Source organism: Ancylomarina sp. YFZ004 (genome assembly GCF_054254355.1).
This window is the reverse complement of the sequence record NZ_JBTCHQ010000001.1, coordinates 218,461-238,715: the sequence shown is the minus strand read 5'-3', so window position 1 is coordinate 238,715 and position 20,255 is coordinate 218,461. Positions and strand designations below refer to the sequence as shown.

General features: G+C 35.9%; 13 protein-coding genes. 3 read left to right on the top strand and 10 right to left on the bottom strand.

Translation table 11 applies throughout. The annotated features are described in order from the left end of the window. Positions 1 to 2: 2 nt before the first annotated feature. On the top strand, positions 3 to 3,752 hold the full coding sequence (locus ACXR6G_RS01000) for a T9SS type A sorting domain-containing protein (protein ID WP_458359533.1): 3,750 nt from the start codon (positions 3 to 5) through the stop codon (positions 3,750 to 3,752). A gap of 208 nt (positions 3,753 to 3,960) precedes the next feature. On the opposite strand, the gene ACXR6G_RS00995 is transcribed toward ACXR6G_RS01000, so the two are convergent. The 8 genes from ACXR6G_RS00995 to ACXR6G_RS00960 all read right to left on the bottom strand — a co-directional run bounded on the left by ACXR6G_RS00995 (position 3,961) and on the right by ACXR6G_RS00960 (position 10,402). Continuing rightward, entirely contained in the window at positions 3,961 to 6,435 is a 2,475-nt protein-coding gene (locus tag ACXR6G_RS00995) for an FAD-dependent oxidoreductase (RefSeq protein WP_458359532.1), read from the bottom strand. Positions 6,436 to 6,659: 224 nt separating this feature from the next. Beyond that, complete coding sequence (locus tag ACXR6G_RS00990) at positions 6,660 to 7,091, bottom strand: acyl-CoA thioesterase (RefSeq protein ID WP_458359531.1); 432 nt, start codon at positions 7,089 to 7,091, stop codon at positions 6,660 to 6,662. Continuing rightward, complete coding sequence (locus tag ACXR6G_RS00985; RefSeq protein WP_458359530.1) at positions 7,088 to 7,984, bottom strand: nucleotide-binding protein; 897 nt, start codon at positions 7,982 to 7,984, stop codon at positions 7,088 to 7,090. The genes ACXR6G_RS00990 and ACXR6G_RS00985 overlap by 4 nt, the downstream gene beginning before the upstream one ends. Next, on the bottom strand, positions 7,978 to 8,853 hold the full coding sequence (locus ACXR6G_RS00980) for an ATP-binding protein (RefSeq protein ID WP_458359529.1): 876 nt from the start codon (positions 8,851 to 8,853) through the stop codon (positions 7,978 to 7,980). The genes ACXR6G_RS00985 and ACXR6G_RS00980 overlap by 7 nt, the downstream gene beginning before the upstream one ends. Positions 8,854 to 8,926: 73 nt before the next feature. After that, positions 8,927 to 9,271 carry a NifB/NifX family molybdenum-iron cluster-binding protein gene (locus ACXR6G_RS00975; protein ID WP_458359528.1) on the bottom strand — a complete coding sequence of 115 codons (345 nt, stop codon included), beginning with the start codon at positions 9,269 to 9,271 and terminating at the stop codon, positions 8,927 to 8,929. 188 nt (positions 9,272 to 9,459) lie between these two features. Beyond that, positions 9,460 to 9,648 carry a DUF5320 domain-containing protein gene (locus ACXR6G_RS00970; protein WP_458359527.1) on the bottom strand — a complete coding sequence of 63 codons (189 nt, stop codon included), beginning with the start codon at positions 9,646 to 9,648 and terminating at the stop codon, positions 9,460 to 9,462. Positions 9,649 to 9,668: 20 nt separating this feature from the next. After that, entirely contained in the window at positions 9,669 to 9,986 is a 318-nt protein-coding gene (locus tag ACXR6G_RS00965; RefSeq protein WP_458359526.1) for a NifB/NifX family molybdenum-iron cluster-binding protein, read from the bottom strand. A 5-nt stretch (positions 9,987 to 9,991) separates the two neighbouring features. Further along, the gene (locus tag ACXR6G_RS00960; protein ID WP_458359525.1) at positions 9,992 to 10,402 is read right to left on the bottom strand and encodes a DUF134 domain-containing protein; all 411 of its coding nucleotides are present in this window, start codon (positions 10,400 to 10,402) and stop codon (positions 9,992 to 9,994) included. Between the two features lie 287 nt (positions 10,403 to 10,689). Here ACXR6G_RS00960 and ACXR6G_RS00955 point away from each other — a divergent pair, with 287 nt between their 5' ends. Continuing rightward, positions 10,690 to 11,379 (top strand): HAD family hydrolase, encoded by a 690-nt coding sequence (locus tag ACXR6G_RS00955; protein ID WP_458359524.1) that lies wholly within the window; start codon positions 10,690 to 10,692, stop codon positions 11,377 to 11,379. 74 nt (positions 11,380 to 11,453) lie between these two features. Here the strand turns inward: ACXR6G_RS00955 and ACXR6G_RS00950 are convergent, their stop codons facing one another. Beyond that, positions 11,454 to 12,218, bottom strand: coding sequence for a LytR/AlgR family response regulator transcription factor (locus tag ACXR6G_RS00950; RefSeq protein WP_458359523.1), 765 nt, complete (start codon positions 12,216 to 12,218; stop codon positions 11,454 to 11,456). A 2-nt stretch (positions 12,219 to 12,220) separates the two neighbouring features. After that, positions 12,221 to 14,008 (bottom strand): sensor histidine kinase, encoded by a 1,788-nt coding sequence (locus ACXR6G_RS00945; protein ID WP_458359522.1) that lies wholly within the window; start codon positions 14,006 to 14,008, stop codon positions 12,221 to 12,223. 636 nt (positions 14,009 to 14,644) lie between these two features. Here ACXR6G_RS00945 and ACXR6G_RS00940 point away from each other — a divergent pair. Then, entirely contained in the window at positions 14,645 to 20,224 is a 5,580-nt protein-coding gene (locus ACXR6G_RS00940) for a T9SS type A sorting domain-containing protein (RefSeq protein WP_458359521.1), read from the top strand. Positions 20,225 to 20,255 lie beyond the last annotated feature (31 nt).

Sequence of the window (20,255 nt, the reverse complement as noted above, 5' to 3'; positions counted from 1 at the left end):
TTATGAAGAAATTTTATCTCTTGCTTACTGTGGGATTGCTGGGTCTATCAGCGATTATTATCAGTAATTACATCCGACCTACTGAAAAGGAATTCTCCAGTGATAATTTCACACCTGAAGAATTCTGGCAAAAGCAATATCAAGAAAAAAAGGCTAAAAGAAAAGTGGGCTACAGCAAAGCCAACAAGCCAGATATGTACAGCAAGTACTTTAAAGACATCACAACCAGAATTGGAGAAAGCGAATCTGCTTATAAAATGAACTACAAAACATTGGAGCTACAAAAGGCCCGTGAAAATGGCCCAAGATTAAAAAGCACCAAAGCAAGCCTGGATTTCGTTCAGCGCGGTCCTGCCAACGTTGGGGGGCGTACCCGTGCCATTGTTGTTGATCCTGATGTAAGCGACAAGAACACTTGGTTCACAGGAAGTGCCAGTGGAGGAATCTGGAAAACGACTGATGGAGCAGAAAGCTGGATCAATCTTTCCAGCGACCTTACTAACTTGTCTGTAAATGCCCTAAAGATGGCTCCATCCGACCATAATATCCTTTATGCTGGAACCGGAGAGAGCTTTCCTGGCGGTACCCATATGATTGGAAACGGTATCTGGAAATCGGAGGATCATGGCGATAGTTGGATCCAAATGGCGAGTACTGCTACTGATGATAAATTTAGTTCCGTAAACCGCCTTTGGGTGAACCCAATTAATGCAGACATTGTTATTGCCGCCACAGAATACGGCATTTTCAAAACTACAGATGGTGGTACAGTCTGGGCACAGGTTTATGAAAGTGATCCTAAGATCAATGGGGTTGAAGTTTTGGCAGCATATCCCGATGAAGAAAATATCATATATGCAGGGGAAAACTCGAAAGGAGTTCTCCGCACGCTTGATGGAGGAAATACTTGGAAACTAGCATCTAATGGCTTGGCCGCAGGTGGTAGATACGAAATTGCAGTATCTCCCGTAAACAAAGATGTCGTTTTTGCAAGCATAAATGTTTCGGACAAAGAATCCTACGTTTGCATTTCAAAAAACAGTGCCACAGATTGGCATCTCTATGAGGATGGAGACGATAATGCAGACAACGAGAATTTTCTTGGAGGACAGGGAGGCTATGATAATGCAATTACAGCACATCCTTTCAACGAAAATGAAGTATTTGTAGCGGGTGTAAATATGTGGAAAATTGCTTTCAATGAGACAGCTACAGAAAAAGAGGCTGTGAAGGATGCATATACCGAAAACACTGATTTTCTTTCTTTCATCGGTTTCGGAGGCAGCCATTTAGGTGGAGGTTTAAGCACAGCTAAAGGAACAGGACTGGTTGCTACCGACTGGACATCAGTGGAAATTCTTTTTGGAAAAGGTCTTTCCCAAAAAGCCCACCGATTTACCGTACCGGATAAAGCGACTTCTGGTGTTGCCGCGTCAGATTATACTTACGTAGACTATGTTGAGGTACCTTTCCAGGTTTGGGATACAAAAAACAACAGGCAGTTGATGGTTTCATTCCGAGATCAGGAAAAAGATGGAGCTTTCAACCTGTATACTCGTACAAGTGATGATTATGGTGATTTGGGGAGAGAATACATCTATGTTAATGCCGTGGAGTACAATTCTGATGCAGCTGATGCAGGCATTGCTGTTTCAGGAGGGCACATACATAAAGCCATGTATATGATTTGGCCTACATTAACCTCAGGAGCCACGTGGGATGATGAAAATTTACCGACTTCCAAAATTGTTGTGGAACACGGTACCCTTGAAGTTTTTGGAGGCACAACAACAAGTGTTGCAGATGCCTATGGTGAATATGGAGGAGGTAACAATTACGATCAGGGTGCTGGTTTCGGAAAAACCAAGATTCCTGGAGTGCACCCTGACCATCATAATATTACAATTATCCCATTGGAAGATGGTAATTTTAGAGTTATCAATGGTAATGACGGAGGGATTGGAGTTTCAGAGGATAATGGCGTAACATTTAACCAAAAGGCTAACAACTACATTACCACTCAATTTTACGGAGTAGCTAAAAACCCAGAAGCCAACGAATACATAGGTGGCATGCAGGACAATGGAACTTGGCAGTCGGCAGCAAGTGAAAATGCTTCCTCCAAAACCAACTATTACTTCCGTTTAGGGGGAGACGGTTTCGAATGCCTGTGGCATGGAACAGATTCTAAAAAGCTATTGGGAAGTATTTATTACAATGCAATCTACAGAACCTCAAATGGAGGACAATCCTGGTCGGGTGTTAAAGGCATAGCTAAAGATGATGGCCCTTTCATCACTCATCTTTCAGCTTCAAAAATGCACCCCGATGTTGTATTCGCTGTAGGAAATATAGGCGTTTACAAATCAACAGACTTTGGTTCTAACTGGACGCTGAAAAATATTGAAAGCAATTGGTCTAACGGGACCGCCTATAGTGTGCACAATGTGGAAGTATCCCTAAGCGATCCAAAAATTGTATGGGCGGGAGCATCAAATAGCGGGAGTTTCAATATGCATGTTTCGCAAGATGAAGGAGAGACTTACACTGAAGTGAATGAATATGCTGAAAGAAACATGAATGCCTATATAAGTGGAATTGCTACTCATCCTACGGAACCCAATACGGCTTACCTTCTTTTTTCAACTGGTAAAGCACCTAAAATTATAAGGACAACTGATTTGGGACAAAACTGGGAAGACATTTCAGGTTTTGGAACGAATACAAAAAGTAATAATGGTTTCCCAGATGTGGTTACCCAATGCCTTTTGGTAATGCCACACAGTCCCAAAACCATTTGGGCCGGAACCGAAATAGGTATGTTTGAATCCATTGACAATGGAGAATCATGGCATGTTCTAAGTGGTAATTTACCTCCAGTTTCTATTTACGATATGCATCTTGTAGGTGACCAGGTGGTAATTGCCACTCATGGTAGGGGAGTTTGGAGTGTAAACATTCCTGACATTAACAGTATTCCTGTGGTCTCAGAATTTAAAGAGATTAAAGATCACGTCATCAAATTGGATGTGGATGTTAAGGCTGCTTACGACTATATGGAAATTTATATTAATGACAAGCTGAACGAAACCATCCAAACCCCAGCTTTGGGCTCTTTTAGTCATGAATTAACTATTGAGGAAGCCGGGGAATATAATTCTTACGTGATTGCTTACATTGGGCAAAATCAAATGAAATCGAATTTAGGAGAGCTCGTTGTGAAGGATAAAATGCCTATTGTTAATGGGTTTGAGATTATCAAATATTATAAATTAAATCTGCAACTAGAGATTCCGGTTGAATACGATAAGTTTGAAATATATATAAATGATGAAGTTTATAATACCTATAATAATCCTGCTGTAGGAAGTGCCAATTATGATATAACTGTAGAGGAAACTGGAATCTATAGTGCTTATATTATTGGGTATATGTTTGATTCTTCTTTCAAATCCAACTCAAAAGATGTGGAAATAATTCCTACTGGGATTGAAACCATTGAGGAAGAGATAAACGAGATGACGATTTATCCTAATCCTTGCCGCGGCGTATTTAAACTTCAACTAGGCAATTCCACTCAAGACTTTACTTTGGAGATTTTCGATCTCAGTGGGAAGAAAGTGTATTCCCAAAAAGATAAAAATACAGTGGATAACACAATTCGAATTGAGTCGTTGAAAACTGGTTTCTATATTGTTCGCGTAACAATGGATGGTAAAGTGATGTCAAGTAAAATTCAAGTTATAAAATAGATTACGAATATTGATTCTCTGATATCAGGAAATCTTTAATGACAAAACCCCCTCAAATGTGAGACATTTGAGGGGGCTTTTTTATTATTTGTTAGATCTTGATATAATGATGCTTTTTCTATCATATTTTATAAGGCTAGTTAACTCAAATAAAAAATGGACCACCTTTCGGCAGTCCATCTTTGGAATTATAGCGTTATTGTTTTTTTTAGATAAACAAGTTTACGTTTGATTGCTCAGCCTGTTCAAGGTAAGTGGCTACACCACCAATTTGAACACCATCAAGTAGTTCGGCTGCATCAACACCCATCACGTCCATAGACATTTGGCAAGCGATCATCTCAACGCCATTTTCCATGGCAGTTTGTAATAAATCTTCCAAAGAGTCAACTTTTTTCGAAAGCATTCTCTTTTTCATCATTTTGGATCCCATACCCATCATGTTCATTTTCGAGAGCTTAAGATCACCAGCGTCGCTGGCCATCATCTTACTAAACATTTTGCCCATCAGGTCTTTCTGAACCTTAGGTTTGTCAGTTTTTTTAATGATGTTTAGTCCCCAGAAGGTAAAGAATAGGGTTACTTTGCTGCCTGTAGCAGCTGCACCATTGGCAATAACGAGTGATGCTAAAGCACGATCCAATTCATCGGAAAACACCACCATGGTCTTGTTTTTCGGTAAATTCATACTTGTCACAGGACAGCCTTCAATCTGCTTTTGTTTCTCGATAATTGCTGTTATAATTCCTTTTTCAGAATCACAAGAAATAAGCTTATTTCCCGTCATATTACACCATGAAGCAACATCCTTACTAAATCCTGCATCGGTTACTTTTTGACGTAAACGCTGACCATCTTCAAGCTTATCAATTTCTTTTTTCAGTTTGATAATCGGACCTGGACATTGCAAGCCACAGGCATCAATATCAATAGTTTTAATCTCTTTTACCTCGGCATCTTTATCTTTCCCGCGATAGATGTGACCATCTTTAGCGATATAACTCGATCCGAAAATATCCTCGTTACTTTGTTTGCAGGTAGCGTGCTCGTAAGTTTTATAACCACCACTTAGGTTTACAACATTATTAAAACCTCTCTGCATTAGAATTCTTGCAGCAAAGTAGCCACGTAGTCCAACACCACAATAAATGATAATCTTTTTGTCCTTAGGAATTTCGTCAAGACGCTCACGAATTTTATCTACTTCGATGTTTATAGCGCCTTCAATTTTTCCTAGCTCAAATTCATCTGGTGTTCTCACATCCAAAATGAAGTTGTTTGGTGCATGTAGTTGGTGTAACTCATCCCAATGAATGATATTGACCAAACCTTCGATAATGTTACCAGCAGTAAAACCTGCTTGGTTCACAGGATCTTTGGCAGATGAATAAGGAGGGGCATAGGCATGCTCAATCTCTTGAAGATCGTAAATGCTTCCGTTATTTTTAAGTACGGTTGCGATCAAATCAATACGCTTATCAACACCTACATAACCAATAATCTGTCCACCGAAAAGTTTTCCCGTTTCCGGATCGAACATGATTTTGATGGTAGTAGGCATAGCACCTGGGTAGTAACCTGCATTCGATGCACCATGCGTAATATTCGAAATATACTTGATGCCTTCTTTCTTAAGAACCTTTTCTGCAAGTCCGGTTGATGCTACGGTAATATCAAACACTTTCGCGATAGCAGTTGCAATAGATCCTTTATATTTCTTAGTATGTCCGTTTACCAAGTTATCAGCAAGCATACGTGCTTGTTTGTTGGCAGGACCAGCAAGATAAGCATTGGTATATTTTCCTGTAATTGGATGAGGGAATGCCATGGCATCGCCAAGTGCATAAACGTGCTCGTTACTGGTTTGTAGGTATTCGTTTACCTTGATACCACCATTTGGAGCCAATTCGATACCTGCTTCTTTAATCAGTCTGGTTTCAGGACGTACACCAATCGATAGAATCACCATATCAGCATCGATCTTACGACCCGACTGCAAGTGAATATTTAATTTATCACCTTCGCGATTGAATTCAGATACACCATCTTTTAGGTAAAACTCAACATTTTTGGTTTTTAGGTGCATATGTACCTCAGCAGCCATCTCATAGTCAAGAGGTGTCATCACCTGATCAGCCATCTCAACAATGGTAACCATCATACCCATATGATGAAGGTTTTCTGCCATTTCAAGACCAATGAATCCCGCACCTACGACTACCGCTTTCTTAGGTTTTTTCTCATCGTAAAATGATTTGATCTTATCGGTGTCTCTTACATTACGAACGGTAAAAATGGCATCGTCTTTAATGCCTGGAATAGGAGGTTTGATAGGCTCAGCACCAGGTGAAACGATTAGTTTATCGTACGTTTCTGTATAGGTCGTTTTATTTAATAGGTCGCTAACTTCTACTGATTTGTTATCAGTATCAATACTGATAACTTCATTTTTAACACGAACTTCAACATTTAATCGAGCTTTAAAACTCTCTGGAGTTTGCAATAACAGCTTTTCTCTTTCAGTAATTACACCACCTACATAGTAGGGCAAACCGCAATTTGCATAAGAGATATGTTCACCTCTTTCGAACATGATGATTTCTGCTGATTCGTCTATTCTTCTAAGACGTGCAGCGGTTGTTGCACCACCAGCTACACCTCCAACTATTAAATATTTTGTCATGGTATTATATTTTGTACTACTCTGTTGTATATATCTAGATATCCATATGTATGGAGTGCAAATGTAATATATCATTCGATTTTGACAGCATGAAATGAGGAATTTGTAATATGTTGTACAATATGTTTATGAACATATGTTCAGATGTGCAGTTCTGTATGCTAGTATTGATAGGGTTTTATACTTGCTGAAGTGGAAGAGTGCTCAAAAACAGATGTTTGCAATTAGAGGAGGGAGTGACTATAGTTTGGCTTAAAGCTAGCTTGAAGCTTATTTGCAATGAAATCGGGGATTATTTTAGGATTCCGAGATCTTTTATCTACAAAAACAACTGTTGAATTGGCTTTACTTAGAATGTGCCCTTCTTCATTGGTAATCAGGAATTCAAAATAGAAACGGGTTTTGGGCATTTCTTTTACTGTAGTTGTAATACTGATGAGTTCATCGTAGTGAGCTGGCTTTTTGTAATCGATATTGAAAGATATGACAGGCATCATGATATCCTTGTCTTCGAGAAACTTGTCATTCAAATCAAACTTTCGCAAAAGTTCTGTTCTTGCCTGATGACAATAACTCACATAGTTGGCATGATAGACGTAGCCCATCTGATCGACTTCACCATAGCGAGGCCTTAATTGCATTTTATCTTGTATCATATAGCTTGATGTAAATCGACTGAGTGTGTACTTAACTGTATCCTATGCCAAAGCTTTTTTAACTCCAAGGAAATTTCTGACTCTGGCTGATATTCTACAATTGTTTGTTTGTTAATCATGGCCTTAACCATGGCTTTGTCAAAGGGTAGTTTAGTCAGTAGTGGGACTTGATTAACTTTTAAATAATTCTCAATAATTCGACTCAGCTCAAGGTTTAGATCATACTTGTTGATAACAGCAAATACTGGAATCTTAAACGACTTAATTAGTTTGAGCAGACGATCGGCATCGTGTAGGCTTGACTTGCTTGGTTCTATCACTATAAGAGCCAGATCGGTTCCTGTTAGGGATGATATAGCTGCACAACCAATGCCTGGAGGGCCATCATTAATGATATATTCTTTGTGAGAGATAAGCGATATCTCTTTTGCTTTTTTACGTACTTGGCTCACTAATTTGCCAGAATTTTCTTCTCCAGGTCCCATATTAGCATGTACCATAGTACCGAATCGGGTATCAGATACAAACCAATGGTTATTGGTGTATTGTTCGGATTGAATAGCTTGTTCAGAACAGATACGTTCACACAAACGGCATCCTTCGCACTGAAAGGGATTAATGGAGAGTTTATTGTTGGTTTCGTGTATGGCATCGAATCGGCAATGGCTTACACATAGACCACACATGCTGCATTTGCTAGAATCTAATTTTGCTTTCCAACCACTTGAAAAAGTATGCGTTTCTTTAATATTAGGTTCTAAAATCAAATGCAAATCGGCTGCATCTACATCGTTATCGCAAAGGACCACATTTGTAGCTAATCCTGCCAATGCTGCGCTTATGCTCGTTTTCCCAGTTCCACCTTTTCCACTTAATACGGTAATCTCTAACATAAGTTCATCCTCCTCTTTAAACCATTGGTAATATGATGGTATGTATCCGAAATCTCTTCGCCAATATGAGTCAGTAGATCACCTTTGGCGTATTTCGCTGCATAATCTTGGTCGAAAGGGATTTCTCCCAATAGTTCAATATCATTCTGTTTTAAGTAATCATATACCTCGGTGTTGCCTAAACCAGCTTTGTTTACAATAACACCAAAAGGTTTTTGTAATTCTTGTAATAGAGCAACCATCAATTTTAAATCGTGTAAACCAAAAGGTGTTGGTTCTGTAACTAGAATAACGTAATCCGTATCACTTATGGTTTCAACTACAGGACATGATGTGCCTGGGGGGGCATCATAAAGGGTTATGGTGTTTTTAGGATTAACGTGCTTTTTTATTTCTTTGATCACCATGGTTTGCATAGGTGAACCTATTTTTAAAACACCTTCCACTAAAGAGATCTGATTATCCTGCTGATAATAATTTATTTTGCCAATGGGATGTTCAATTTCTGTAATAGCTTGGTGTTCACAAGCAACAACACAAGCACCACAAGAATGGCATAGGCTTGCATTGACTTCAGCAAGTTGTGCTGAAGGAATAATATTGATAGCATTAAATTCACAGAAATCAGCACATTTTTTACAGTAGATACATTTATCTGTATCTATCTTAGGAATCAACTGAGTGATTTTTTGTGCTTTTTTCTTTTTAGCTTCCGGATAGAATAGAATATCATTGGGCTCTTCCACATCACAATCAACTAGTTGAACGTCTTTGGTGATATACTTTTTAATAAAGTGGTGTAGGCTAACCGAAATCGTTGTTTTTCCTGTACCACCTTTTCCGCTTGCGATGGCAATTTTGTAGGACATAGAATGAATAGTTTAAAGATGTAATCGGTGTAAATAATGATACACCGATTACTGATTTTTTTGATCTAACCGACTAATGATCACAGTAGTTTGCTGAAAATGTCAGACTGTTTTTAAGATAAGCTTCAATTAATTCTTTTGCTGATAATTTTGGTGCACCAACAAAAACATTGACACCATTTTGATTGAAAAGCTGAATAGCTTTTTGTCCCATTCCACCTGCAATAATATCACTAATGCCTTTTTCTGCTAACCATTTTGGAAGCAGGCCTGGCTCGTGTGGAGGAGGTGCTAGTCTTTCTTCAGAAACAATAATTTCATTTTCAAGATTTAGAACAGCAAAAAAGCTACAGTGTCCGAAATGGGCATCTAAAATATCCTGATTGTCTACTGGAATCGCAATTTTTTTCTTCATCATTTTATTATTTATTGGGTTAAGTTTGTTTAAAATGAATGGATAGTTTTATGTACGAAGAGGAAAATTTCACGCAAAGCTCTTAAGTGAAACGTTACTAGTAAAAAGAAGAATTTCCCAAACCTAATCTCTTTAAAAGTATGACGGTTCTTTACAAACGATGCGTGAATTTTAGTTCTACAGAATGGGTTCTAACTTGAACCTCTTCTTCGTCTCATTTTTTGACCTCTACCATATCCTCTATTTAGAGGAGCTGGTAGAGGTTGGTCTTCGCTTGGAATTTGTTTATCCGTTTCTTGAGGGTTAGGATTACATTTTCCAAGTCCTCTTCCAGTTTGAGAACCTTTTCCTCCTGGTCCTGTTCTGTCAAATCTTGGCATAAAACCTCCTTTTTATATAATTAAATACTAATGCGCTCAACAACATCTTGTATTTTTGTTGAGTCTTGAATAGCGATCATTTGTATGTTTAATTTTTCTAATAGTTCTTTAGCTTTAGGACCAAAATCTCCCGAAATAACTTTATCAGCCTTTAGCTCAAACATTAATTCTGCTGCTTTAGTTCCAGCACCATGGTTTGAATCTATAAACTCATTTTTCACAAAAGAGCTTTCTTTAGTTTCGCTATCGAATACACAAAACCATTCTGCTCTACCAAAGCGTTTGTCAAATTGAGATGCTAGTTCATTTCCTAAAGATGTAATTACCGTTTTACTCATGAGTTCTATTTTTGATTATTCAATAATTCTATTCTTGTTGACGTACACATAGGACATATTTCTTGTTCCAATGTTTTTGGAATTGTGAATCGTGCGTGGCACTGATCACAAATAAACCAGGAATCATCCATCCAGCTGTTCCCAAAAACTGTTACAATTTCTTTTGTTTCTACAAATGCCTGAGCAATTTTTCGTCTGGCACTTTCGTATATCCTTGCAAATGTAGGTCTTGATATTCCCATAAGCTCTGAGGCTTCTTTGTGGTTCATCAAATCGTAGTCTGCAAGTTTTATCGCTTCATATTCTTCGTAAAGTAGTTCTATTGGTGATTCAGCAACTTTATTTGTTCCATATGGTTTATAGCCTTTAAACTCTGGGGGGGCTACAATTTTTCTTAGTCTCCTTCTTCTGGGCATAAGGCAATTAAAATGATAATGAGAATATTCTCACTACAAATATAGTGAGAATATTCTCATTAAAAAGAAAGTTTGATTGTTTTTTATCACTTGCTAGATCAAATTCCTTAATTTTAAAAGTGAATATTTGTTAAATTCTTTATCTAGAAAACCTCTTTATTTTATCTCTTCAGCAAGAGATGCTTTTATTATTGGAGAATTGGTCTATTTTTGCAAAAAATATTTGATCTAGATTCTTTGATAATCGCTTCAGATATTCAATTATATAGAATAATAGAACGTAAGAGATGATTGATTTAATTGCATTTGATGCAGATGATACACTTTGGGGTAATGAAAACTACTTTTATCAGACCCAGAATGAATATGCTCAAATACTAAGTGATTATGGGTGTAAAGAAGCAGTGTTGGAACGATTACATTCTACCGAAATAAAGAATTTGAAGCTGTATGGTTATGGCGTTAAATCATATACCCTTTCGATGATAGAGGCAGCATTGAGCTTGTCATTTAGAGAAGTTCCTGGTGAGTTGGTTGCAAAAATTTTGGCTCTTGGGGCCAAGATGCTAACCGAACCTGTGTTGCCAATGAATCATGTGCAGCATGTTCTCGAGAATTTATCTCAAAACCACGATTTAATTAGTATTACCAAAGGTGATCTTTTGGATCAGAATAGAAAGATGAAGAAGTCAGGATTGGCAAAATATTTTTCTGATGTGATTGTTGTGAGCGAAAAGAATGATGAAGCTTATCAGCAAATTATTTCAGGACGAAATATTAAAGCAGAGAACTTCTTGATGGTGGGGAATTCCATGAAATCGGATATTCTACCAGTTCTTAATATTGGCGGTTATGGTGCTTATGTGCCTTCTGAATATACTTGGGAACACGAACAAGTTTCTGAGGTAGTAGAGCACGAGAAGTTGTTTGAATTAAAGGATATGAAAGAAATTCTAGACTTGAAATTCTTCAATTAGAAACAAGTAAGATATAATAGTGTAAGATCCCTGTTTCGTTGAAGCAGGGATCTTTTTCTTGAAGAATATATGGTTTAGAAGAGCATTAAATCTTTGATCTGTTCTTGGTAGTTTCGACCACTGATTATTTTAGAAGCTTTTTGATTGTTTAGTTTTAGAACAAAACGTCCTCCCATATATCTTTTTATTTCCTTGATATAGGAAACATTCACAATACAGGACCGCTGTATTCTTACAAATTTCTCATCTAACTTCTCCGAAAGGTAATTCAAGCTGTGGTCAATTACATATTCTTTACCTGATGATGTGTGTATGCTGACATATTTATCTTCGGCTGTAAAATGTGAAATATCATCTAAGCCTACAAAAATTACCCTATCAGCAATCTTTACAGGGATGGAGCTTATTTCTTTCTTAGAAATTTGCTTAAGTTGTTGTGAAAGAAAATTTTCCAATTCACTTTGATTATTCTCTGTTTTAAGTAGATGAAGTTTCTCAATGCTTTTTTCCAGTCGATCTTCTTTAACAGGTTTCAGAAGATAATCTATACTGCTAGTTTCGAAGGCTTGCAAAGCATATTCATCATGAGCTGTACAAAAAATGACAATAGCTTGATGGTGGATTTCTTGCAGAACTTCAAAGCCCGATTTACCTGGCATTTGAATATCCAGAAAAATCAAATCGGGTTTTAAATCCTCAATCATTTCAATGGCTTGATTTCCATTACGAGCTTCACCAATAACTTCAATTTTATCAGCATAGGGGAGTAGTAGTTTCTTTAAACGTTCTCGGGCTAGTGATTCATCGTCTATAAGTAGTGTTGTGTATTTTGATGTCATTTTTAGACTGATTTAGGAGTGAATGGAAGTCTGATACAGATGTTTTTATTTGGCTGATTCACCCAGGAAATCTTAGCTGATTCACCATATAGGAGTTCCAGTTTTTCGTATAAACTTTGTAAACCGTAACCAGAAATTGGCACGTCAGGGAAGTTAGGACCATTATCAAACACTTTCACAAATAAATGATCTTCCTTCTTTGAGATTTCTAGTTTGATGATGCCCTTTTCCTGAATGACAGAAACACCATGTTTCACTGCATTCTCTATTAAGGGTTGGATCAGGAATCGTGGAATTAATGATTTTTCTGCCAACTCGTCAATCTCGATTGAGTAATCTAAATCATCACCAAAGCGTACCTTCTCAATTTGTAAGTATGTTTCTGTTATTTCAACTTCTTTCTTAATATCAATCATATCTTGATCTTTGTGGTTGATGGCATATCTGAAAAAATCGGATAAGGCCAGTGCCATTTGTTCTGTTTTTGAAGGATTGATATGAGCTAGTGCAGCAATAGAGTTTAAGGAATTGTATAAAAAATGAGGATTGATTCTTGAATGTAAGGCTTGCAGTTCAGCTTTGCTTTTTAATAATTTGAGTTGGGATAATTCTATATCTCTCTTCCTAATTTCTTGAATATTCTTAAAGTTGACAAAGTTGAATATGAGTCTTGTGCATACAACTAAAATTAAGATTGTAATTTGTTCTAATTCGATTTCCCAACTCCAATAACTTTTATGAGTGCTTGTTAAACTTATAATGTAATGATAGTTGACAAAAAATAGGTAAACAAATAGTGCAGTTGAGAAAACTTGGAGGAGTAATTTATTTAAAACTCTAGAACTCACTATTTTTTGTTCTAAATAATAAAGACCAGTTAAGAGAATCAAAAGTGCTATTTCTGTTCCAATCCATATTTTGAGCAATCTAAATCCTGAAATGTATTGATAAGGAGCAAAACTCTGTGAAACTAAATAGAAGAAAATGATACAATTAATGGTTATAAAGCCTTGCTTTATGTACACACTTAATTGATTAGCTTCTGTCGTAATTATACGATATTTCAATAACAAAAGAATAACACAGAAGCCTAAGATGATACCTAAAATCTGGGTGACGAATCTGATCTTATCACCATATCGGTAGTCGTAATATTGTTTTATGGAACCATTGAAGTTCGATTTGAATTGATCATAGAAATTACCAGAATAGAGTTTGCTAATTACAAATTTATCTAGTTCAGTAAAGTTCGAAAGCTTGGGATCATCTTCATGAAAAATACAGGATGAGATATTCAATTCTTCTCTGGAATTGTGTCGTGTTTTTGATAAAGATCTTATAATGTAGTAGCGAAAATACTTGTTGCGATTTTCCTGATTCATTAATGAATCTAAAGAAAACATGTATTCCTGAGAACGAATCTTTCCATTAACTCTTAATCCGTAAAAGTTATGTACTCGTGTTTTGGTGTAATCCTTAGTCTTGTCAAGCCTTAAAGTTAAGTTGCCTAAAGAATTAACGAGTTCTATATTGACTGTTCTTATTAATTGCTGTAATTCTTTAATATTTTTTCTGATAGATAAGGAATCAAGCTTTGTAAAAGCTCCTGATAATTGCACTTTGATATCTTTTTCATATCTGTAAGCATATGAATTTGGGGGTAATATTTTGGATCGAATAAACCACCAATCGATTTTTTCAGACTCAGGTGTGATTTTTTCCGATTGACAAAAAGAACCAGTGCTAAATAAAAGTAGTTGTAGCAGTAAAAGCGTTAATTTTAGTCTCATAGTTTATTGTTTTAAAAGTTTCATATGTTAAAGAAACTTTTAGCAAGCCAAAACTACAAGATAATTCCGATAAGCTGCACACCTAATATGATAAAGAGCATTCTGATGAAAATATAATTTATGAGTATATAAAATGACAAATAGGAAGAAGCCAACTACGACATCGAAATTACAGTTTTAATTAACACATCACCAAATCAACACATTACCGCATTTCGACTTCGCTCAATGCAAGCATTCTCATTTCATCCTTCCGAAGCCTTGGCGTAGGCTTACATCACCACATCACCAAATCATCGTATTATTAAAGCAATGCATCAAACAAAATCTCTACAGGATGCAAGGCTTCTCTTTGGCTCCCATCCTTAATTTGGTGTCGGCATGAAGTGCCTGAAGCAGCCAAAAGTGTGGTGGGTTTTGTGTTTCGAACAGCAGGTAGGAGTTTAGCTATATCGATGCTAAGTTGATAATGTTCGGATTATTTTTAATAAATAATGGATTTTATAAAATTGAACTTTGTTAATGTTAAATAATTTACTGGTATTTGTTTATCAAATAATTTAATTATTGTTATATTTAAATGTTTTGTTTTTATCAATAAATACGAAATGATAATATTAACAAACATTATCTATTATGAGAATAAGCTTTACTCTATTAATTGCTCTGTTTTTGATCCCATTTTATGGTGTGTCACAAGGAGAGACACCTGTTTATAATACTGATGATGTAGCAGTATTAAAGAAAATTGCCAATGATAATTCATTGTTTATTCACAGACTTGACTGGTTAAATGACACCCCAGAATGGACTGGTGTGACTTGGAGTGATGCCACCAGTGATAAAAAAGTTGAGAAGCTTATTCTAAGAAATTCTAAGATGACTGGACTAGACATAACAGAACTAGAGGAGCTGGTTGAACTAGATTTCTATAATGGCAATTGGGGGAGTGATGACTCACCATCTTATTTTAATGTAGCAGGCTTAAAGAAGTTGAAAATTTTAAAATTTTGTGGGAGTTATGTAGAAAGTATCGATTTTTCAGGCCTGGAAAATTTGAAACGTCTTGATATTTCCAGTAATGATCTAGAGAGTCTGAACTTATCTGGTTTTGTAAATTTGGAAGAACTTTATTGCACATATAATAGACTCACACAAATTGATGTTTCAAACTGTATAAATTTAAAAGTAATTGATTGTAACTCAAATAAGCTTCCTTTTACTCAACTTTATCCACTTTTAGTGATTGATAGCCATGTATTAGGATCTGAGTACATTAAAGTTTTTTCTCCAACTGAATCTGATGGAATTGTTGATTATAGGGGTGAAGCAGAGTTTGATGGGCATATAACTGAATTTAAATGGTACAATAATGTAGACGTAGAGCTTAATTCTTCAGAAGTCGAAATGCTTGAGCCCGGTCTGTTTTCATTAAAGGTTGCAGGAGAGTTTTATTGCAAAATGACAAATATTCTCTTTCCATCTGTAGTACTAACGACGCATACTGTCTCAATTTTAGGAAAGAATAAAAACGAGAATGATATAATAGCTCTAAAAAAGATAGCAGAAGAAAATACAAAGTTTATTTATCGTGACGATTGGTTATCGGATAACCCTGATTGGAAAGGTGTAGTTTGGGGAGGCTTGTTGAGTGATACCAGAGTGGTTGAATTATCGATAGAAGACGGAAAATTGAGTAAGTTAGATGCAAGTGCCTTAACTGAACTTAGAAAGATTCAAGTCAATTCTTGGTATCATATTAAGACAAAGTTAAAAGAGGTTAATCTGTCAGGACTAGAACAATTAAGAGTATTTAGTTGCTCAGTCAATGAAATTGAAACACTAGATTTAACAACTGCTGTTAATATTGAGAAGTTAAATGTTTCGTATAATCAATTATCTGAAATTGATATTTCAAATAATCCAAGTCTAAAAGAATTATACTTTTCTGGTAATTTAATGACATTTAGCAAACTGTTTCCTCTTAAGTCATTCATTGATAATAATAATTTTTCACAAAAGCCTCTACTTGGCGAGATGGTGTCTAATGGACTAGTAGATCTTAGTTCTGAAGCTGATGTGAATGGAACAGCGACTAATTTTAAGTGGTTTAATAGTTTAGGCGTAGAGTTAACACCTGATCAGGTAGAAACAACGGATGTAGGAATATTTACTTTTAAGTTGGCAGGTGATTTCTATTGTGAAATGACCAATGACTTATTTCCAGATTTGACTTTACGTACCAATAAAGTCACAATAAAAGCAGCTAGCAACAATACCGATGATATCAAAACACTTAAAGGAATTGCAGAAGAAAACCCAAAATTTATTTACCGTGATGATTGGTTGTCTGAAAGCCCCGAATGGGAAGGTGTTACATGGGGAGGTAGTTTAAGTGATGCTAGAGTTGTAATATTAAACTTGAAAGAATCGAATATTACAAATTTAGATGTAAGCTCTTTATCTCTACTTGTAGAGTTTGATTGTTCTTCAATCTGGTCAAGTGAGATACGTCTTTCTAATTTAAATATTGATGGCTTACAATACCTTGAGAGAGTTGATTGTAGTAATAATAAGTTGTTGGAATTGAATTTAACGAATATACCTCATCTTAAATACCTTAATGCTGAGGATAATAATTTGGTAAGCCTAGATTTGTCTGCGCTTGCTAATTTAGAAAATCTTAGAATAGAAGGTAATGAATTAAAGTCGCTAGACCTGACTAATTTAAATAAGCTAATCGATTTAGGCTGTAGGTACAATCAACTAACAACTCTAATAAAACCCAATCCATCAGTGTTAGAACAGTGGTATTGTAATTATAATGCCTTAAGTTTTAGCAATCTTTATCATTTTAGAGATTTTAATCAAGTTTACTGGAGAGAACAGGGCTTGATATTTGATGAGTTAACGACAAAAGGAAATATTGATTATAGTAGCGAGTCGGAATTTGATCATTTTAAGACTGAATTTAAATGGTTTCATACAGCAGGCACAGAGTTAACATCATCTGAAATTGAAACAGTAGGTCCGGGTCAGTTTACTTTTAAAATAGCTGGTACTTTTTATTGTGAAATGACTAATGTTTTATTTCAGGATATGACATTACGAACCAAAACTGTTACGGTTGAAGGCACTGAAAAGAATTTAGCAGATATAGAGATTTTACGTCAACTTGCAGAAGAAAACTCTGAATTTATTTATCGTGACGATTGGTTGTCAGACGAACCTGAGTGGAAAGGTGTTGTTTGGGGAGGTAGCCTAGATGATATGAGAGTGGTCGAAATCAATATTGAAGCTGCCAGGTTTGAAAAACTTGATTTACGCCCCTTAAGTCAACTTAAAAAAATAAAATTAAACAGGTACAATGCACGACCAAGTTTGGTTGAGTTAAATATAAATGAACTTAAAGAACTTAAATATTTAGACATAGATAGGAACGAAATTGCCTCATTAGATTTATCAGCAGTTCCTGAACTTGAAACATTGATTTGTACGGATAATAAATTAGAAACGATAGATCTAAGTCAGCTGCCCAAACTTAAGCGTTTCTCTTGTGCCGAGAACAATTTGACAAATATAGATATCTCTCAAAATCCGAAGTTAGTATTTATCAACTGTCAGTCTAACCGTTTAAGTTTTTCTCAGCTGTTTCCATTATTAAGCATTGATAGTTATTATTGTACTTATCAAAGTGAAATTTTTGAAACGATGGAGTCAATAGGTATAGTTGACTATTCTTCCGAAGCAGAGTTCGATGGTGTTAAAACAGTATTTAAATGGTATAATAGTTTTGGCACAGAACTTAAAGAAGATGAGATTGAACTTATTGAACCAGGTAAATTTTATATCAAGATTAAAGGAGAGTTCTATTGCAAAATGACCAATCCTCTTTTCGAAGACATGACATTAAAAACGAACACTGTAAAAATAACAAGTGGGTCTGATCCTTATGGATTGAATAAAAATTGGATTCGTAAAAACAATTTTGCAGGAGGATCCAGACAAGGCGCAGTTGGTTTTAGTATTGGTTCATCTGGTTACCTTGGCTTAGGTGAGAATAATGGGCTATTGAAAGATTTATGGAGGTATAATTCAGATAGTGATTCATGGTGGAGACTTGATGACTGTCCTTTTGAAGCCAGAAGAAACGCTGTTGGTTTTGCCATAGATGGAATAGGATATATGGGACTTGGAAAGAATGATACCGATAAATTTGTAGACTTATGGCAATTCAACCCAGATAATAACACATGGACTCAAGTAGCCGATTACCCAGGGAAAAATACAGATTTAGCATCATGGGTTGTTCATAACAATAAAGTCTACTTTTTCTGTGGTAGAGATGAGGTTGGAAACTATTCCAATGAGGTTTGGGAGTACAATCCTACTGAAAATAGCTGGTTGAGAAAGAATGATTTTCCTGGCGATAAACGAATTTTTTCTGCAGCATACAGTATGCAAGGCAAAATATATGTAGGCAATGGTCAGAATTATGAAAATGGCTCGATGATGACCAACGATCTTTGGGAATATATGCCTGAAACCGACACTTGGATTGAGCAAGATATGCTATTGGGTTATACCACCATGTCGCCAAGTTATTTTTCGATAGGCGATAAAGCTTATTACGGATTAAGTGGATTTTCAAGCGGTAGCTTCTATCAGTTAGATCCCGTTAAAGAGGAGTTCGAAGAATCAATTTTTCCTTATGTTGAATCGGGTAAGAACCTAAATCAGCCCGTGATTTTTATTATAAACAAACAGGCTTATGTTTGTACTGGTTATCAGAAAGAGAGCTATTATAATGAAACCAATATTGCCGAAGTAATTGTTTTTGATCCGCCGGCACCTCCTGTTGTGAAAGTCCAAAATTTTGTGGCAACATTAGCCGACGACTTTAAAGTAAAACTGGAGTGGGAGGATATGTCAGTATCTGAGATTCGTCAGGAAATATTATATTCTAAAGATGGAGAAAACTTCGAACTTTTAGCAACTGAATATGCCAATTCTGGATCATTTGTGAGCCAGGACTTGGAGCCCAATACAAATTATTGGTTTAAAATTAGAGTGGTTGGAAAATGGGATGATTCTATCACAAGTGATATGGTGAATATATCAACCTTAACATTACCCGTTTCAGAGCCTACCGAGTTTAATGCTGTGCTTTTTGATCACCTAAAAGTAAATTTGATATGGCTTGATAACTCTAGGGCTGAACGATATCAGCAAGTTATGATTTCTGAGGATAAAGAAACGTGGAATGCTATTGATGTTGGTGCTGATTTAGAAAGCTATACCACCGATTATTTAAAAGCAGAAACAACTTATTACTTCAAAATAAAATCGATTGATAAAAACGATAATTCTGAAGAAAGTGAAATACTAAGTGAAACAACTTCAACAGCAACAGTTGCTAGTCCTACCGAATTTCAGGTTGAGGTTTTTGATTATCTAAAAGTAAAATTGTTATGGAAGGATAACTCAAGAGCCGATCAATCTCAAGAAATCATGGTTTCGGAAGATAAAGAAGATTGGTATATTATTGACATCGACGCTAATATTGAAACTTATACAACAGAATACCTGAATCCAGAAACAACTTACTATTTTAGACTTAAGTCTATCGGTGTTGATGGTGATCTGGCGGAGACCGATATTGTTTCTGTTACATTAGGTGAAAACGTATTTAATTCAGCTACAAATCTTACAGCTAATTTAGCATCAGATTTGGAAGTGAAACTAGACTGGCAAATTAATTCTATTGCAGGCGTTAGTCAGTATATTATGATATCGCAAGATGGTGAGAATTATACGCAACATGCCGAAATTTCTGCTGATGCAACGACTTATACCACAGCTGAGCTAAAATCAGCAACTTCTTATTATTTTAAGATCATGACCAAGTTTGATTATCATGAAAGTTTGATAAGCGAAAATGCTGAAGTAACAACAAATTTAGTGGTAGGCATTGAGGAAATTCGTGAGGATGAGATTAATATTTACCCAAATCCTACATATGATTACCTTAGGTTAGAACTTCCCGGTTCAGATCTAAAAAAAGTTAGAATTCTTGATGGGAAAGGGCAAGTAATACTTGTTAAAGAGGTAATTAATAATTTAACAATTGATGTAAATGGATTTGCAGCGGGAGTTTATTTTGTTCAAATATATTGCGATCAATTTTCAACAACTAAGAAAATTATAGTCATGTAAGCCAATGTAAATCAAAGCATAAGGGTTATCT

Coding starts and splice junctions, on each gene's coding strand:
- ACXR6G_RS00950 (WP_458359523.1), bottom strand. CDS start 12,218: ATGACATCAAAATACACAACACTACTTATAGACGATGAATCACTAGCC.
- ACXR6G_RS00985 (WP_458359530.1), bottom strand. CDS start 7,984: ATGTTAGAGATTACCGTATTAAGTGGAAAAGGTGGAACTGGGAAAACG.
- ACXR6G_RS00975 (WP_458359528.1), bottom strand. CDS start 9,271: ATGATGAAGAAAAAAATTGCGATTCCAGTAGACAATCAGGATATTTTA.
- ACXR6G_RS00990 (WP_458359531.1), bottom strand. CDS start 7,091: ATGATACAAGATAAAATGCAATTAAGGCCTCGCTATGGTGAAGTCGAT.
- ACXR6G_RS00940 (WP_458359521.1), top strand. CDS start 14,645: ATGAGAATAAGCTTTACTCTATTAATTGCTCTGTTTTTGATCCCATTT.
- ACXR6G_RS00980 (WP_458359529.1), bottom strand. CDS start 8,853: ATGTCCTACAAAATTGCCATCGCAAGCGGAAAAGGTGGTACAGGAAAA.
- ACXR6G_RS00945 (WP_458359522.1), bottom strand. CDS start 14,008: ATGAGACTAAAATTAACGCTTTTACTGCTACAACTACTTTTATTTAGC.
- ACXR6G_RS00965 (WP_458359526.1), bottom strand. CDS start 9,986: ATGAGTAAAACGGTAATTACATCTTTAGGAAATGAACTAGCATCTCAA.
- ACXR6G_RS00960 (WP_458359525.1), bottom strand. CDS start 10,402: ATGCCCAGAAGAAGGAGACTAAGAAAAATTGTAGCCCCCCCAGAGTTT.
- ACXR6G_RS01000 (WP_458359533.1), top strand. CDS start 3: ATGAAGAAATTTTATCTCTTGCTTACTGTGGGATTGCTGGGTCTATCA.
- ACXR6G_RS00970 (WP_458359527.1), bottom strand. CDS start 9,648: ATGCCAAGATTTGACAGAACAGGACCAGGAGGAAAAGGTTCTCAAACT.
- ACXR6G_RS00955 (WP_458359524.1), top strand. CDS start 10,690: ATGATTGATTTAATTGCATTTGATGCAGATGATACACTTTGGGGTAAT.
- ACXR6G_RS00995 (WP_458359532.1), bottom strand. CDS start 6,435: ATGACAAAATATTTAATAGTTGGAGGTGTAGCTGGTGGTGCAACAACC.